Source organism: Pseudomonas xantholysinigenes, from assembly GCF_014268885.2.
Classification (GTDB): domain Bacteria; phylum Pseudomonadota; class Gammaproteobacteria; order Pseudomonadales; family Pseudomonadaceae; genus Aquipseudomonas; species Aquipseudomonas xantholysinigenes.
In genome coordinates, this window is sequence record NZ_CP077095.1 from 2,808,539 (window position 1) to 2,824,145 (window position 15,607).

Below are 15,607 nucleotides of genomic sequence, written 5' to 3' on the forward strand. Positions count from 1 at the left end.
ATGAACCGCACGCACCTCTCGCCAGCCGTGTGGCTGGCGGCGCTCGCCCTGCCTATGCCAGCCATGGCGGACTTCATCGCAGACAGCCATGCGCGCATCGACCTGCGCAACCACTACATCAACCGCGACTTCCGCCAGCCGGGCGCGGCGCAGAGCAAGGCCGAGGAATGGGGCCAGGGCTTTACCGCGCGCCTGGAGTCGGGCTTCAGCGAAGGCCCGGTCGGCTTCGGCCTGGACGCCATGGGCCAACTGGGCATCAAGCTCGACTCCAGCCGCGACCGGCGCAATACCGGCCTGTTGCCCTACGGCCCACGCAGCCTGGAACCGGTGGACGACTACAGCGAGCTGGGCCTGACCGGCAAGCTGCGGGTATCGAAAAGCACCCTGCGCCTGGGCACCTTGCAACCGATTCTGCCGGTGGTGGTGTACAACGACACGCGCCTGCTGGCCTCGACTTTCCAGGGCGGCCTGCTGACCAGCCAGGAGCTCGACGGCCTGACCGTCAACGGCGGGCGCCTGACCAAGGCCAACCTGCGCGATTCCTCGGGGCGCGACGACATCGGCTATGGCGCCGCCGTCAGCGACCACTTCGACTTCGCCGGCGGCAGTTACGCACTCACCGCGCAGACCAGCGTCAGCTACTACTACGCCAAGCTCGAGGACATCTATCGCCAGCAATACTTCGGTTTGCTGCACAGCCAACCCCTGGCCGAAGGTGTCAGCCTGCGCGGCGACCTGCGTTACTTCGACAGCCGCGGCGATGGCGCCGAGCGCGCCGGGCGCATCGACAACCGCAACTTCAACGCCATGTTCACCCTGGGGGTGAAGGCCCACAAGTTCACCGCCACCTGGCAGCAGATGTCTGGCGACAGCGCGTTTCCGTTCCTCAATGGCGGCGACCCCTACACCGTCAACCTGGTCACCTGGAACACCTTCACCCGCGCCGGGCTCGACTCCTGGCAACTGCGCTACGACTACGATTTCGTCGCCCTGGGCATTCCCGGCCTGAGCTTCATGACCCGCTACACCGACGGCCGCCACGCCCAGACCGCGACGCTGGACAACGGGCGCGAACGCGAGCGTGACACCGACCTCACCTACGTCATCCAGAGCGGCCCGTTCAAGGACGTCAGCCTGCGCTGGCGCAACGTCACCTTTCGCTCCGGCAACGGCCTGACCAGCGCCGTGGACGAGAACCGCCTGATCATCGGCTACACCTTGGCCCTTTGGTAATTGCCCCAAGAGGAGAACAGCATGTCCGACGCCCCTACCCTGCAAAGCTTCATTGCCGGCCGCTGGCTTGGCCGGCACGGCGCCCAGGCCCTGCGCAGCGCCCTCGATGGCCATACCCTGGCCTACAGTCACGAAGAACGCCCGGACTTCGCCGAAGCCGTGGCCTTCGCCCGTGGCCAAGGCCTCCAGCAACTGCTGGCTCTGGACTTCCAGCAGCGCGCCGCCCGGCTCAAGGCCCTGGCGTTGTACCTGGCCGAGCGCAAGGAGCAGCTCTACGCCCTCTCCCATCATTCCGGCGCCACCCGTGCCGACAGCTGGATCGACATCGAGGGCGGCAACGCCACGCTGTTCACCTATGCCAGCCTGGGCCGGCGCGAACTGCCTTCAGGCAACCTGGTGCACGAAGGCCCGGCGATCCCCCTGGGCAAGCACGGCCATTTCGCCGGCAGCCATATCCTGGTGCCGCGCAGCGGCGTGGCGGTGCATATCAACGCCTTCAACTTCCCGATCTGGGGCCTGCTGGAGAAGTTCGCCCCGACCTTCCTCGCCGGCATGCCGTGCATCGTCAAGCCGGCCACCGCCACCAGCTACCTGACCGAAGCCGTGGTGCGGCTGATGGATGCATCCGGGTTGCTGCCGGCCGGCAGCCTGCAACTGGTGATTGGCGGCACCGGCGACCTGCTCGAACGCCTCCAGGGCCAGGACCTGGTGACCTTCACCGGTTCCGCCGATACCGCCGCCAAGCTGCGCGTCACGCCCAACCTGATCCGCCACTCGGTGCCCTTCAACGCCGAAGCCGACTCGCTCAACTGCGCGATCCTCGGCCCGGATGTCAGCCCTGACAGCGAAGAGTTCGCCCTGTACATCAATGAGGTGGCCCGGGAAATGACCACCAAGGCCGGGCAGAAGTGCACGGCGATTCGCCGCCTCATCGTCCCGGCCAGGCACCTGGATGCCGTGGCCACGCGCCTGCGCGAGCAGTTGCGCCAGGTGGTGGTGGGCGACCCCGCGGTCGCGGGGGTGCGCATGGGCGCCCTGGCTTCCCATGAGCAGCAACGCGATGTCGGCGAGCGGGTGCGCCAGTTGCTGGGCAGCTGCGAGCAACTGCTCGGTGCCAGCGACGGCTTCGCCCCGCTGGGTGGCGGCGTGGCCGAGGGCGCCTTCTTCGCCCCGACCCTGCTGCGTGCCCGCGATCCCCACGCCGAGGGCGGCGCCCATGATATCGAGGCCTTCGGCCCGGTGAGCACGCTGATGGCCTACGACGACCTCGACGAGGCCCTGGCCCTGGCGGCCCGCGGCAAGGGCAGCCTGGTGGCGACCTTGGTCACCGCCGACCGCGCCGTGGCGGCCAAGGCCATCCCCCAGGCCGCGGCCTGGCACGGCCGACTGCTGGTGCTTGACCGCGAGGCGGCCAAGGAGTCCACCGGCCACGGCTCGCCGCTGCCGCAACTCAAACATGGTGGCCCCGGTCGCGCCGGGGGCGGCGAGGAACTGGGCGGCCTGCGCGCAGTGAAGCATTACCTGCAGCGCGCCGCGGTGCAGGGCTCGCCGAGCATGCTGACGGCGGTCACCGGCGAGTATGTGCGCGGCGCCGAGGTCATCGAGCACGGTGGACACCCGTTCCGCCGCTACTTCGACGAGCTGCGCATCGGCGAATCGCTGCTCACCCACCGACGCACGGTGACCGAGGCCGACCTGGTCAATTTCGGGTGCCTGTCGGGCGACCACTTCTACATGCACTTCGACGACATCGCCGCGCGCCAGTCGCAGTTCGGCAAGCGTATCGCCCACGGCTACTTCGTGCTGTCAGCGGCCGCCGGGCTGTTCGTCTCGCCCGGGGAAGGCCCGGTGCTGGCCAACTACGGGCTGGACACCCTGCGTTTCATCACCCCGGTGGGCATTGGCGACACCATCCAGGCGCGGCTGACCTGCAAGCGCAAGATCGACCAGGGCAAGGCCAGCCCGCTGGGGCAAGCGCAAGGCGTGGTGGCCTGGGATGTGGAGGTGACCAACCAGTTGGGCGAGCTGGTCGCCAGCTACGACATCCTGACCCTGGTAGCCAAGCAAACCGCTTGAAACCCGGCCCCGACAACCCTGCGGCCTATCGCCGCAGGGCTCACCCCCTTGGCAAATTCTGCACAGCCCGTAAAATCCCGCCTCCTTTTGCGTCGCCCTAGCCGGTGGCAACCGCCGCAAAGACCGCGTCCGTGCCTTACCACATCGCGCATGTGCCACAGGCTCAACCGCCCCCGCCCGGCCTTTCCAATACAGGCCCCGCGGTTGAATCTTGCCAAGGTCGCATCCTGCCCAGGCGCAGCGCTCGCGCGTCCAACCAGCGCGCACCCGCGATTTCCAACCTTGAGGTATGTATGTCCCCGCGTTTGCTGGCGATGGCGCTGGCACCCCTGCTCGGTTTGTTCATCATTGCCCTGGGCAATGGCTTCCTGTCTTCACTGACCACCCTGCGCCTGGGCGCCGCCGGCGAATCGGCGACCACCATCGGCGTGGTGTCCTCGGCGTATTTCATCGGCCTGACCCTGGGCGCGGTGTTCAATGATCGGTTGATCCTGCGCATCGGCCATATCCGCGCCTACAGCAGCTTCGCCGCGCTGATCGGCGCGACCATCCTGCTGCAGGGCCTGTTCTACGACACCACCTGGTGGTCGGTGCTGCGCCTGATCAATGGCTGGGCCGCGGTGGGCGTGTTCCTGGTGATTGAAAGCTGGTTGCTGCTGGCCGGCGACGCCAAGATCCGGGGTCGCCTGCTGGCGCTGTACATGATCGCCTTCTACGGCGCCGGGGTCATCGCCCAGGCTGCCCTGGGCGAGATCACCAGTCTGGGCGACACCGCGCCGTTCATGCTCGCCGGCATGCTGGCGACACTGTCGGTGCTGCCGATCGTGATCCTGCCACGGGTGTCGCCGCTGCTGGACCAGGTCGAGCCGCTCAAGCCGCGCCAGTTGCTGGGCGTGGCGCCGACCGGGCTGGTCGGCTGCTTCGGCTCCGGCGTGGCCATCGCGGCCATCTATACCCTGCTGCCGCTGTACCTGCAGCGTACCGGCATGGACGTGGGCGAGGTCGGCGGCATGATGGCCTGGGTCATCCTCGGCGCCATGCTCCTGCAATACCCGGTGGGCCGCTGGTCCGACCGCAAGGACCGGCAGACCGTGCTGATCGCCCTGGCCGCGCTGTGCACCGTGCTGTCGGTGCTGATCGTGCTGCTGCCGACCGACACGGCGCTGCTGCCGGCCCTGTTGTTCCTGCTCGGTGGCGGCGTGTTCGCGCTGTATCCGGTGGCGGTCAGCAGCGCCGCCGACCGCGCCCCGGCCGACGCGCTGGTGCCGATGATCCAGGGGCTGCTGCTGATCAACTCGCTGGGCTCGGCCCTGGCCCCGCTGGCCATTTCGCCGATGATGACCGCCTACGGTGAAGTCGGGCTGTTCTGGGCCTTCGCGGTGATCAACCTGGCCATGGTCGGCTTCTTCCTGTGGCGTCGCGGCAAGCGCCCGGCCCCTGAGCACCCGGCGCCGTTCGCCGCGACCACGACCTTCTCGCCGACCGGCGCGGAACTACGGGTGACCGAAGACTTGATGCACGCCGCCCAGGAGCATCCGACCCTGGATGCGATGGAAGCGCCGACGCCGCGCCCCGACGCCAGCTGAAAACCCCAGGGGCCGCATCGCGGCCCCTGTTCATGACCGGTCGTCGCGCCGTGGGCACCCCGGTGCGAGATTACCGGCCAAAGCCATGACAGTTCATCCGACAGGAGATGCATCATGGTCCGTAATCGTCCCCTAGCCGTCCTCCTGGCCCTGACCTTGGGCCTGGCATCCACCGCCAGTTTCGCCGCTACCGACATGCAGGGCGGAACCCGCCACGGTGAGCATTCATCGGCGGATCAGCCCAAGGGCAAGACGGCCGGTGAAGGCAGCAGCGTGAACGACCCTGGCGGCAGCCGGGGTAACGACAGCAGCGATACCGGCAGCGACTCGGATGCCGCCGACGGCGCCACTGGTGGCTCGAACAGTACTGGCGAGGCAACCGGCAGCGGTGCCGGCGCGTCGGGTGGCACCGCCGAGGACCAGGACAGCCGCTAAGGCAAGGCTTGCCCCCCTGTGAGAGCGGGCTTGCCCGCGAACACCGGCGTAGCCGGTGCCAGGCACCTACCAGCAGGCGCGCTACTCAACGCCAATACCGCGCCTGCTCCACCACCCGCTCATGCTCGACGAACAACAGCGGCAGTTGCGCCTTGAGAAAATCCAGCCAGGTACGCACCTTGGCATCCAGATAGTGGCGCGACGGATAGATCGCATAGATCTCCCGCTGGCGCAGCCGGTGCGGCGCCAGCAAACGCCGCAGGCGCCCTTCCTGCATGGCCAGGCTGGCCGAGTAGTACGGCAGCAGCCCGATCCCCATGCCTAGCTCCGTGGCCTTGAGCATCGCGTCGGCGACATTGGTCAGGAAGGTATCCTGCGGCACGATCACGCAATTTTCCGGGCTGCCTTCGAACGACCAGTCCTCTTCGAACAGCGGGTCGACCGTGCGCAGGCACACGTGCCCATGCAGCTCCTCGGGTCGCTGTGGCACGCCATGGCGCTCGAGGTAGTCGGGCGAGGCGCAGAGAATGCTGTGGATGCTGCCCAGCGGGATGGCGATCAACTGCGAGTCCGGCAGGCCATGGCCGATGGCGATCACCACGTCATGCCCTTCGGCCAACGGGTCAGGATTGCGCTGCGACAGCGTCAGCTCGATCACCACTTCCGGGCAAGTCGCGTTGTACCGCGCCACCAGCGGCATCATCAGCAACCCCAGGCCATGGGTGCAGTGGATACGCAAGTGACCGCGCGGGGTCAGGTGGGCGCCGCGCGCCTCGTCCATGGCCTCTTCGGTCAGCAGCATGATCTGCCGCGCCCGCTCCAGAAAACGCTCGCCCGCTTCGCTCATGCGCAGGCGCCGGGTAGTGCGGTGCAGCAAGCGGGTCTGCAGTTGGTTCTCCAGCTCGGCGACGATCCGCGAGACCTGCGCCGCCGAAATATCCAGGGCGGCAGCCGCCGCGGCAAAGCTGCCGCACTCCACGACCCGGGCGAACGTTCGCATTGCATGCAGCATATCCATGGGCTGAATGACTCATTCATACGTAATGGGCATGAATCTATCACGGGATAGCCCATTTATTGTGAAACGTAAATGAATGGATCATGAGGCATGTTTCACAAATAGGAGCTGCCCCATGAAATCTTCACTCGCTGTCATCGCCCTTTGCACCTCGCTCGCGTCGTTCGGCGCCCTTGCCGCGTCTGAGACGCAAACCTACGAATACGGCATGCCGCTCGATGTGGCCAAGGTCATTTCGATCACCCCGGCCAGCAACGCCGCCGACTGCCAGATCGGCACCGCGCACATGGTCTATGTCGACCGCCAGGGCCAGACCCGCGAAGTCGACTACCGCGAAATGGGCAACTGCTCACAGCTGTAAAGCGTGGGAAAAATACCAGCCAACGTGCTGAAAGTGCATTTGCCCTGCCCTCGCCGCGCCGCATGATCTTCCGGGACAACAACAAGAACAGCCCGGACCATGAACCCGATCGATACCCCCGCCGCGCCCTGCGCGCCCGCCTTGCATGACACCCATGTACGCATCACCTGGCGCCTGATGCCGCTGCTGCTGGTGTGCTACCTGTTCGCCCACCTGGATCGCATCAACATCGGCTTCGCGAAGATGCAGATGAGCGCCGACCTGGGCTTTTCCGATACGGTCTACGGCCTTGGTGCCGGGCTGTTCTTCATCGCCTACGCGTTGTTCGGCGTGCCCAGCAACCTGGCCCTGGAGCGGGTCGGGCCGCGGCGCTGGATCGCCACGCTGATGGTCACCTGGGGGTTGTTGTCCAGCGCCATGATGGGCGTCGAGAACGCCGCCGGGTTCTATGCCCTGCGTTTTTTGCTAGGGGTGGCCGAAGCCGGCTTCTTCCCCGGCATCCTGGTGGTGCTCAATCGCTGGTACCCGGCCAGGCGCCGGGCCCAGGTCACCGCGTTGTTCGCCATAGCCGTGCCGCTGGCCGGAGTGCTTGGCGGGCCGTTGTCCGGCGGAATCCTCCAGGCTTTCCATGACCACGGCGCACTGCGTGGCTGGCAATGGATGTTCCTGATCGAGGGCTTGCCGGTGGTGCTGCTTGGCCTGGTGGTGCTCAAGGCACTGCCGGACAGCTTCGAGCAGGTGGCTTGGCTGAGCGACACGCAAAAACACGCCCTGCGCACGGAAATGGCTGGCGAGGAGCGGCGCAAGCCGGTCACCTCCTGGCGTGGATTGCTCCGCGACGGCCATGTGTGGTTGCTGGTGGCGGTGTATTTCGCGGTGATGCTGGCCGTCAATACCCTGGCGTTCTGGATGCCCAGCCTGATCCATGGCGCTGGTATCGGCAGTGACGGCCAGGTCGGCCTGCTCAGTGCCATCCCCTACCTGGCCGGCTGCCTGTTCATGCTTGGCTGCGGGCGTTCGTCGGACCGTTTTCGCGAGCGCCGCTGGCACCTGTGCGTGCCGCTGCTGATGGCTGGCGCCGGTATTGCCCTGGCTGGCCTGGTGCCGGATAACGCGGCACTGGTGATGGCGGGCCTGGTGCTCGCCGGCATGGGCGCCAGTGCGGCGCTGCCGATGTTCTGGCAGTTGCCGCCGGCCTTTCTGGCAGGGAGCCTGCAGGCCACCGGGATTGCCATGATCAGCTCGTTCGGCAGCGTCGCGGCGTTCCTGGCGCCCTACCTGATCGGCTGGATGCGTGATACCGCCGGCAGCCCAGGGTTGGCCCTGCAGGTGTTGGCGGTGGCGATCGTGCTGGGAGGGTTGCTGGTGCTCAAGGTGCCGGCGGCGGTGGCGGATCCGCGCTGAGCGCCGTGCTGTCATGCCCTGTGGAAGCAACTGTCTTGCTCAACTACTAAAGCTAGCGCGATCCCTGTGGGAGCGGCTTCAGCCGCGAACACCGGCATAGCCGGTGCCAGGCACCGCGTCGCCTGCTTCGCGGCGGTTCGGCGCCCCGATAAACCCGCTCCCACAGAGTTAACAGTTTGTTCCATGGGAGCCAGCTTGCCAGGCACCGCGCGCTATCAGCCCAGCAGCTCGCTGATCCAGCGCGCCTGGCGGGTCATCTCGCGCACCTTTTCCTCTGGTACCGCCTGCCGCGCCCGGGCGAAGTTGTCCAGGGTCTGCTGCTTCTGCCGCAGCATGCGCCGCCACTTGACCAGAAACGCAGGGCTGCGCGCCGCCATCAGCAACGGGCCGAAGTACAGCTGCTCGGCGCTGTAGCTCACCGCCTCGCAGCGCTCGGCAACGATGATCTCGTAGTCGAAGCGGTTCTCGCGCAGCACTTCCTCGACCAGGATCCGATAACCGTTGTCCATCAACCACTGACGCAGCGGCTGCTCGCCGCCGTTGGGTTGCAGGATCAGGCGTTCCTGGCCGCTGAGGTACGCCTTGCCCGCCTCGAGGATGGCGCGGATGGTCTCGCCGCCCATGCCGCAGACACTGACGGCGGTAATCCCGTCCCCTGGCTCGATTGCCGCCAGGCCATCGGCGTGGCGCACGCTGACCTGCGCCTCGAGGCCGTTGTCACGTACGGTGCGCTGGGCCGACAGGAACGGCGTCAACGCCACCTCGCCCGCCACCGCGGCGCTGATCGCCCCGCGCCGCGCCAGGGCCACCGGCAGGTAGCCATGGTCCGAGCCGATATCGGCCAGCCGCGCGCCCGCCGGCACGTGGGCCGCCACGCGTTCCAGGCGCATGGACAATGTGTGTTCGTTCAACTCAAGCCCCTTGCTCAACAATCGGCGGCGATTCTGACGGCCATGGCGCGTCATTACAATGCGTGCAAGCCAGGCGGCGGCCTTTGGCTCGACCCCTGGGTCACGCTCGCGTAGGCTTGCGCCTTTCCTTCCGTAGCAAGGCAGACCCTCATGACAAACCTCGTCTTCACCCCGGACTCCGATGCCGAGTCCATTTCCTCCGACGTCGCCGAATACAACGGCATCCTGGTCACCACGCAGATCCCGGCCGATCTTGACGGCGACATCGTGCAGCAGAGCGAAAGCACCCTGCAGGCGCTCAAGGACGCGCTGGAAAAGGCCGGTAGCGGCATGGACCGGGTCATGCACCTGACCATCTACCTCACCGACATGGCCGACCGCCCGGCATTCAACGAGGTCTACCAGCGCTTCTTCAGCAAGCCATGGCCGGTGCGTGCCGCCGTGGGCGTGGCGGCGCTGGCCTACCCTGAAATGCGCGTGGAAGTCACCGCCATGGCCGCCAAGGCCTGATCAGCGCATCCGCTTGTGCGGCTGCGCAGTCGCGCAGATACCCAATATCCCGGTGGGAGTGGGCTTGCCCGCGAAGAAGACGACGCGGTGCCTGGCACCGGCTGCCCCGGTGTTCGCGGCTGAAGCCGCTCCCACAGCGACCGCGCCGGCCTCAGGGCATGCACCACACCTGTGGGAGCGGGTTTACCCGCGAAGCAAGCGGCGCGGTGTTTTGCACCGGCTGTGCCGGTGTTTGCGGCTGAAGCCGCTCCCACAGGGATCGCGCCGACCTCAGGGCATGCACCACACCTGTGGGAGCGGGCTTGCCCGCGAAGAGGCCAGCCCTGCCACCACTCCTCTTGGCAGCCAAGGGTGCCACCCGCCCCGTTCCCCGCTACAATGCCGCCCTAAACCGTGACCGCCCGAACCTATAACGACATGTCCCTTCCAAAGAATCACCTGGAACTGCTCAGCCCTGCCCGTGACGTGAGCATCGCCCGCGAGGCGATCCTGCACGGCGCTGATGCCATCTACATCGGCGGCCCGAGCTTCGGCGCGCGCCACAACGCCTGCAACGACGTCAGCGATATCGCCGGCTTGGTCGAGTTCGCCCGCCGCTATCACGCCCGGGTGTTCACCACCATCAACACCATCCTCCACGACAACGAGCTGGAACCGGCGCGCAAGCTGATCCACCAGCTCTACGACGCCGGCGTCGACGCGCTGATCGTGCAGGACCTGGGAGTGATGGAGCTGGATATCCCGCCGATCGAGCTGCACGCGAGCACCCAGACCGACATCCGCACCCTGGAGCGGGCCAAGTTCCTCGACCAGGCCGGCTTCTCCCAGCTGGTGCTGGCCCGTGAGCTGAACCTGCAGCAGATCCGCGCGATCGCCGGCGAAACCGACGCGGCCATCGAGTTCTTCATCCACGGCGCGCTGTGCGTGGCGTTTTCCGGCCAGTGCAACATCTCCCACGCCCAGACCGGGCGCAGCGCCAACCGTGGCGACTGCTCCCAGGCCTGCCGCCTGCCGTACACCCTCAAGGACGACCAGGGCCGCGTGGTCGCCTTCGAGAAGCACCTGCTGTCGATGAAGGACAACAACCAGACCGCCAACCTGGCCGACCTGGTCGATGCCGGCGTGCGCTCGTTCAAGATCGAGGGCCGCTACAAGGACGTGGGCTATGTGAAGAACATCACCGCCCACTACCGCAAGGAACTCGACGCCATCCTCGAAGGCCGCCCGGAGCTGGCCCGCGCCTCCAGCGGCCGTACCGAGCATTTTTTCGTGCCCGACCCGGACAAGACCTTCCACCGTGGCAGCACCGACTACTTCGTCACCGACCGCAAGGTCGACATCGGCGCCTTCGACTCGCCGACCTTCACCGGCCTGCCGGTGGGCGTGGTCGAGAAAGTCGGCAAGCGTGACTTGCAAGTGGTCACCGAAGTGCCGCTGAGCAACGGCGACGGCCTCAACGTGCAGGTCAAGCGTGAGGTGGTGGGCTTCCGCGCCAACATCGCCGAGCCCCGTGGCGAGTTCGACGAAGACGGCCAGAAGCGTTACCGCTATCGGGTCGAGCCCAACGAAATGCCCGAGGGCCTGTACAAGCTGCGCCCCAACCACCCGCTGTCGCGCAACCTCGACCACAACTGGCAGCAGGCCCTGCAGCGCACCTCGGCCGAGCGCCGGGTGGGCGTGGAATGGCACGCGGTGCTGACCGAACAGCGCCTGATGCTGACCGTCAGCAGCGAGGAAGGTGTCAGCGTGCAAGTGGCGCTGGATGGCCCGTTCGGCGCGGCCAACAAGCCGCAACAGGCACTGGACCAGCTGCACGACCTGCTCGGCCAGCTGGGCACCACGATGTACCACGCCAACGCCATCGAGCTGGATGCGCCGCAGGCCTACTTCATCCCTAACTCGCAGCTCAAGGCCCTGCGCCGCGAAGCCATCGAGGCGCTGACCGAAGCCCGGGTCAAGGCCCACCCGCGCGGCGCGCGCAAGGCCGAGACCACGCCGCCGCCGGTATATCCGGAGTCGCACCTGTCGTTCCTGGCCAACGTCTACAACCAGAAAGCCCGTGACTTCTACCACCGCCACGGCGTGCAGCTGATCGACGCCGCCTACGAAGCCCACGAGGAACACGGCGAAGTGCCGGTGATGATCACCAAGCACTGCCTGCGTTTCTCGTTCAACCTGTGCCCCAAGCAGGCCAAGGGCGTCACCGGCGTGCGCACCAAGGTAGCGCCGATGCAACTGATCCAGGGCGATGAAGTGCTGACCCTGAAGTTCGACTGCAAGCCGTGCGAGATGCATGTGATCGGCAAGATGAAGAGCCACATCATCGACCTGCCGACCCCGGGCAGCGCGGTGGCCCAGGTGGTCGGGCACATCAGCCCGGAAGACTTGCTCAAGACCATCCCGCGCGCACCGCATTGAGCCCAGGCTCGTCCCGATGGTGTATGCATCGGGACGAGCCTTTTTCGTCTCATATGATACACTCGGGACTCTTTGGCAGCGCCAGACACCTACTCGAGGCCGATTTATGCGCATTACTCTCCAAGAAGAGCGCCTGCTCAAGGCGCTGGCCCACGCCATCGTGGTCCAACCCCGTGCCACCTTGAAGGACCTGGCGGAAACCGCCGGCGTCAGCAAGGCCACCCTGCACCGCTTCTGCGGCACCCGGGAAAACCTGGTGACCATGCTCGAGGACCATGGCGAACAGGTGCTCAACCAGGTCATCCATGAGGCCGACCTCAAGCAGGCCGAGCCCCTGGCCGGTATTCGCCACCTGATCGCCGAACACCTCAAGCATCGGGAAATGCTGGTGTTTCTAATGTTCCAGTATCGCCCCGACACCTTGCTCAACAACGCCGAGGACCGCCGCTGGCTGGCCTACACCCAGGCCATGGATGCGTTCTTCCTGCGCGCCCAGCAACTGGGGGTGCTGCGTATCGACATCAGCGCGGCGGTGTTCAGCGAAATGTTCATGACCATGATCTACGGCATGGTCGACGCCGAGCGCCGTGGCCGCGCCGCCAGCGCCAATACCGCCCAGACCCTGGAGCAGCTGTTCCTGCAAGGAGCGCTGGCCGCGCAACCCTAGCGGTCCATGGGCGAACCGGCCAAGGCCGCGATGCTGATCTCGCGCATGCGGAATTTCTGCACCTTGCCGGTCACCGTCATGGGGAATGCGTCGACGAAGCGCCAGTAACGCGGCACCTTGAAGTGCGCGATGCGCGCCCGCGCCCAGTCGCGCAACTCATCCTCGCCCAGGCTGTGCCCCGGGTGCAGGCGGATCCAGGCGACGATCTCCTCGCCGTACTTGTTGCAGGGGATGCCGATGACCTGCACGTCGGCCACAGCCGGGTGGGTGAAGAAGAACTCCTCCAGCTCGCGTGGGTAGATGTTCTCGCCACCGCGAATGATCATGTCCTTGCTGCGCCCGACGATGCGCACATAGCCCTGCTCGTCCATCACCGCCAGATCGCCGGTGCGCATCCAGCCGTCGGCGTCGATGCTCTCGGCGCTGGCCTTGGGGTTGTTCCAGTAGCCGAGCATGACGCTGTAGCCACGGGTGCACAGCTCACCGATCTCGCCACGGGCCACGGTTTGTCCCTGGCTGTCGATGATTTTGTTCTCCAGCCTGGGCTGGGTGCGGCCGACGCTGCTAACCCGACGCTCCAGGTCATCACTGGCGCCGGTCTGCAGCGACACCGGGCTGGTCTCGGTCATGCCGTAGGCGATCTGCACCTCGGCCATGTGCATCTGCTCGATCACCCGGCGCATCACCTCGATCGGGCAGGTGGCACCGGCCATGATCCCGGTGCGCAGGGTCGACAGGTCGAATTCGCCACGGCGCGGGTGGTCCAGCTCGGCGATGAACATGGTTGGCACGCCATACAACGCGGTGGCCCGCTCCTCGGCCACCGCCTGCAAGGTCAGCAGCGGATCGAACGCGTCGTTGGGGTAGATCAGCGTGCTGCCGTGGGTCATGCAGCCGAGGTTGGCCATGACCATGCCGAAACAGTGATACAGCGGCACCGGCACCACCAGGCGATCGTGCTCGGTGAGGCCCAGGCTCTCGCCGACCATGTAGCCGTTGTTGAGGATGTTGTGGTGGCTGAGCGTGGCGCCCTTGGGAAAACCGGTGGTACCGGAGGTGTACTGGATGTTGATCGGTTCGTCTTGGTGCAGGCTGGCCTGGCGCACGGCCAGGGCCTGCGCTGAAACGCCATCGGCCCGCGCTTGCAGCGCGTTCCAGGCCAGGAAGCCCTTGGGCGGCGCGGCGGCCAGGCTTACCACCCCACGCAACTCAGGCAGGCGCTCGCAGGCCAGTTCACCGCAACTGCTGTCGACAAGCGTGGGCACCAGCTCCAGCAGCATGGCGTGGTAGTCGCAGGTTTTGAAGGCATCGGCGCAGACCAGCCACTTGCAACCCGACTGGCTGAGGGCGTATTCCAGTTCGCTGCTGCGGTAGGCCGGGTTGATATTGACCAGGATCGCGCCGACCTTGGCACTGGCGAACTGGGTGATGCACCACTCGGCGCAGTTCGGCGCCCAGATCCCCAAGCGTTCGCCGGCTTGTACGCCCAGGGCCATCAGGGCGCGGGCATGGCGATCGACCGCCTCGGCCAGTTGCCGCCAGGTGTAGCGCAGTTGCTGGTGGCGGACCACCAGGGCCTCGCGCTCGGGGAAGCGCGCGACGGTGGTGTCGAAGGCGTCGCCGATGCACTGGGTGAGCAGCGGTTTGTCTGGGTTGCCCTGGGTGTAACTGGACTGGCTCATGGGCCCTCTCTTATGGCATGCACGGCCCCTGTAGGAGCGGCCTTGCCGAGGCGTCGGACCGGTCGGAAAGGGCCGCAAAGCGGCCCCGACAACCTTTGCATCAACGCTCAAAACCTGGGGCTGCTGCGCAGCCCTTTCGCGACGCAAGGCCGCTCCTACAGGGGGAATGTGCAATCCTGGGCCGCTAGCGAACGAACACCTGCGGCGTGGTGGTCGACATATCGCCCCCGGGCAGCTTGATGTTGCGCACCTTCTCCAGCGTGTTCGGGTCGAACACCGCCAGGTCATTGAAAGTGCCGCCCAGGTACAGCTTGTCGCCGGCCTTGTCGAAGGCCACGCAGTAGTAGGTATGGTCGAGGTTGGCGGCCTTGACCAGTTTCTTTTGCTGGATGTCGTAGCGCGCCAGGCGGTTGAGCACGCCGTACATCTGGTTCGGATCCTTGGGCGAACGCAGGCCGGTGAAGTACAGCTCGGTCAGCTCGGCGAACTCCTGGGTGTGGGCCTTGCCGGTCTTTAGGTCGATGCTCAGGTAGCCATACAGCGGCTCGGCGCTGGCCGGGTCTTGCTTGGCATCCTTGAACTTGGCAATGGTGTAGAGCATCGAGAACTCATGCAGCGAACTCTGGTGCGGCCAGAAGTACAGGACGTCCGGCGCGCTGTAGCCTGGGCGGTTCCAGCTGCGCAGCGCCAGCGCGACGCTGTACTTGCCGGTGTTGACGTCCATCTTGTAGATATCGGGACCGGCCACGTACAAGCTGCCGTCGTCGGCGGCGCGCATCAGGTACACCTGGCGCGGCATCGGGAAGCTGCGCACGGGCTTGGCGTCCAGCCCGTCGCGGGTGCGGAACACCTCCAGGCGTGGCGGCTTGACCACATAGTGATCGTTCAGGCGTTGGGTCGGGTTGACCGTGGCGTACACCTCCTTGCCGTCGGGGCTGATGGCGAAGGAGTACATGGCCTTGGCCACCTCGCCGGGCACGCTGGACAGGTTAGCGTGGAAGGTGGTCTTGCAACTGTCCAGGTCGATGCCATAGATATCGGCGAAGTGGTTGTTGAGCACGTAGGCGGTGCGGTTGTCCGGCGCCATCATCGCCGTGCCCGGGCCAAACGCATCGGGCAGGCGGCAGGTCTTGTACAGGGTGTCGCTGGCCACCTCGACCACGTGCAGGTTGTTCGGGTAGTTGCTGGCGATCAGGTATTCGTGGCCGGCCCGCAGGGCTTTGCCTGCGTCATCGGCCTGGGCCGCCCAGGCGCAGGCCGTGGCGGCGACGGTAAGCGCGAGTTGCGCGCAGAGTCCAGGTTTCAT

Annotated in this window: 13 protein-coding genes; 9 read left to right on the forward strand and 4 right to left on the reverse strand. The window is 66.3% G+C overall.

Going from position 1 to position 15,607, the window contains the following annotated elements:
* The 4 genes from HU772_RS12610 (at position 1) to HU772_RS12625 (ending at position 5,330) form a co-directional block, all read left to right on the forward strand.
* A complete protein-coding gene (locus HU772_RS12610; protein ID WP_186661389.1) occupies positions 1–1,233 on the forward strand; it encodes an OprD family porin in 1,233 nt (410 codons plus the stop codon).
* A gap of 21 nt (positions 1,234–1,254) precedes the next feature.
* Entirely contained in the window at positions 1,255–3,309 is a 2,055-nt protein-coding gene (gene paaZ, locus HU772_RS12615) for a phenylacetic acid degradation bifunctional protein PaaZ (protein WP_186661387.1), read from the forward strand.
* 293 nt (positions 3,310–3,602) lie between these two features.
* On the forward strand, positions 3,603–4,895 hold the full coding sequence (locus tag HU772_RS12620; protein ID WP_186661386.1) for an MFS transporter: 1,293 nt from the start codon (positions 3,603–3,605) through the stop codon (positions 4,893–4,895).
* A gap of 114 nt (positions 4,896–5,009) precedes the next feature.
* Positions 5,010–5,330, forward strand: a complete 321-nt coding sequence (locus HU772_RS12625) for a hypothetical protein (protein WP_186661383.1) — start codon at positions 5,010–5,012, stop codon at positions 5,328–5,330.
* An 85-nt stretch (positions 5,331–5,415) separates the two neighbouring features.
* Here HU772_RS12625 and HU772_RS12630 read toward each other — a convergent pair whose 3' ends face one another.
* Positions 5,416–6,348 carry a LysR family transcriptional regulator gene (locus HU772_RS12630; RefSeq protein WP_186661382.1) on the reverse strand — a complete coding sequence of 311 codons (933 nt, stop codon included), beginning with the start codon at positions 6,346–6,348 and terminating at the stop codon, positions 5,416–5,418.
* 115 nt (positions 6,349–6,463) lie between these two features.
* Here HU772_RS12630 and HU772_RS12635 point away from each other — a divergent pair, with 115 nt between their 5' ends.
* Together HU772_RS12635 and HU772_RS12640 are read left to right on the forward strand one after the other, a co-directional pair.
* Positions 6,464–6,709, forward strand: coding sequence for a DUF2790 domain-containing protein (locus HU772_RS12635; protein ID WP_186661380.1), 246 nt, complete (start codon positions 6,464–6,466; stop codon positions 6,707–6,709).
* Between the two features lie 99 nt (positions 6,710–6,808).
* The gene (locus HU772_RS12640; protein WP_186661379.1) at positions 6,809–8,113 is read left to right on the forward strand and encodes an MFS transporter; all 1,305 of its coding nucleotides are present in this window, start codon (positions 6,809–6,811) and stop codon (positions 8,111–8,113) included.
* A 215-nt stretch (positions 8,114–8,328) separates the two neighbouring features.
* On the opposite strand, the gene HU772_RS12645 is transcribed toward HU772_RS12640, so the two are convergent.
* Positions 8,329–9,024, reverse strand: a complete 696-nt coding sequence (locus tag HU772_RS12645; protein ID WP_302467549.1) for a tRNA (adenine(22)-N(1))-methyltransferase — start codon at positions 9,022–9,024, stop codon at positions 8,329–8,331.
* 150 nt (positions 9,025–9,174) lie between these two features.
* Here HU772_RS12645 and HU772_RS12650 point away from each other — a divergent pair, with 150 nt between their 5' ends.
* The 3 genes from HU772_RS12650 to HU772_RS12660 all read left to right on the forward strand — a co-directional run bounded on the left by HU772_RS12650 (position 9,175) and on the right by HU772_RS12660 (position 12,619).
* On the forward strand, positions 9,175–9,534 hold the full coding sequence (locus HU772_RS12650) for a RidA family protein (protein WP_186661377.1): 360 nt from the start codon (positions 9,175–9,177) through the stop codon (positions 9,532–9,534).
* Positions 9,535–9,951: 417 nt separating this feature from the next.
* Positions 9,952–11,952, forward strand: coding sequence for a peptidase U32 family protein (locus tag HU772_RS12655; protein ID WP_186661376.1), 2,001 nt, complete (start codon positions 9,952–9,954; stop codon positions 11,950–11,952).
* Between the two features lie 106 nt (positions 11,953–12,058).
* Entirely contained in the window at positions 12,059–12,619 is a 561-nt protein-coding gene (locus tag HU772_RS12660; RefSeq protein ID WP_186661375.1) for a TetR/AcrR family transcriptional regulator, read from the forward strand.
* Here the strand turns inward: HU772_RS12660 and HU772_RS12665 are convergent.
* Together HU772_RS12665 and peaD are read right to left on the reverse strand one after the other, a co-directional pair.
* Positions 12,616–14,301: a fatty acid CoA ligase family protein gene (locus HU772_RS12665; RefSeq protein WP_186661374.1), complete on the reverse strand. Its 1,686-nt coding sequence runs from the start codon at positions 14,299–14,301 to the stop codon at positions 12,616–12,618. The two genes, HU772_RS12660 and HU772_RS12665, sit on opposite strands and share 4 nt — an antisense overlap.
* 184 nt (positions 14,302–14,485) lie before the next feature.
* Positions 14,486–15,607 (reverse strand): quinohemoprotein amine dehydrogenase subunit beta, encoded by a 1,122-nt coding sequence (gene peaD / locus HU772_RS12670; protein WP_186661372.1) that lies wholly within the window; start codon positions 15,605–15,607, stop codon positions 14,486–14,488.

Excerpts from the sequence above, each read along its gene's own strand:
- HU772_RS12610 (WP_186661389.1), top strand. The coding sequence starts at position 1 with ATGAACCGCACGCACCTCTCGCCAGCCGTGTGGCTGGCGGCGCTCGCC.
- paaZ (WP_186661387.1), top strand. The coding sequence starts at position 1,255 with ATGTCCGACGCCCCTACCCTGCAAAGCTTCATTGCCGGCCGCTGGCTT.
- HU772_RS12620 (WP_186661386.1), top strand. The coding sequence starts at position 3,603 with ATGTCCCCGCGTTTGCTGGCGATGGCGCTGGCACCCCTGCTCGGTTTG.
- HU772_RS12625 (WP_186661383.1), top strand. The coding sequence starts at position 5,010 with ATGGTCCGTAATCGTCCCCTAGCCGTCCTCCTGGCCCTGACCTTGGGC.
- HU772_RS12630 (WP_186661382.1), bottom strand. The coding sequence starts at position 6,348 with ATGGATATGCTGCATGCAATGCGAACGTTCGCCCGGGTCGTGGAGTGC.
- HU772_RS12635 (WP_186661380.1), top strand. The coding sequence starts at position 6,464 with ATGAAATCTTCACTCGCTGTCATCGCCCTTTGCACCTCGCTCGCGTCG.
- HU772_RS12640 (WP_186661379.1), top strand. The coding sequence starts at position 6,809 with ATGAACCCGATCGATACCCCCGCCGCGCCCTGCGCGCCCGCCTTGCAT.
- HU772_RS12650 (WP_186661377.1), top strand. The coding sequence starts at position 9,175 with ATGACAAACCTCGTCTTCACCCCGGACTCCGATGCCGAGTCCATTTCC.
- HU772_RS12655 (WP_186661376.1), top strand. The coding sequence starts at position 9,952 with ATGTCCCTTCCAAAGAATCACCTGGAACTGCTCAGCCCTGCCCGTGAC.
- HU772_RS12660 (WP_186661375.1), top strand. The coding sequence starts at position 12,059 with ATGCGCATTACTCTCCAAGAAGAGCGCCTGCTCAAGGCGCTGGCCCAC.
- HU772_RS12665 (WP_186661374.1), bottom strand. The coding sequence starts at position 14,301 with ATGAGCCAGTCCAGTTACACCCAGGGCAACCCAGACAAACCGCTGCTC.
- peaD (WP_186661372.1), bottom strand. The coding sequence starts at position 15,607 with ATGAAACCTGGACTCTGCGCGCAACTCGCGCTTACCGTCGCCGCCACG.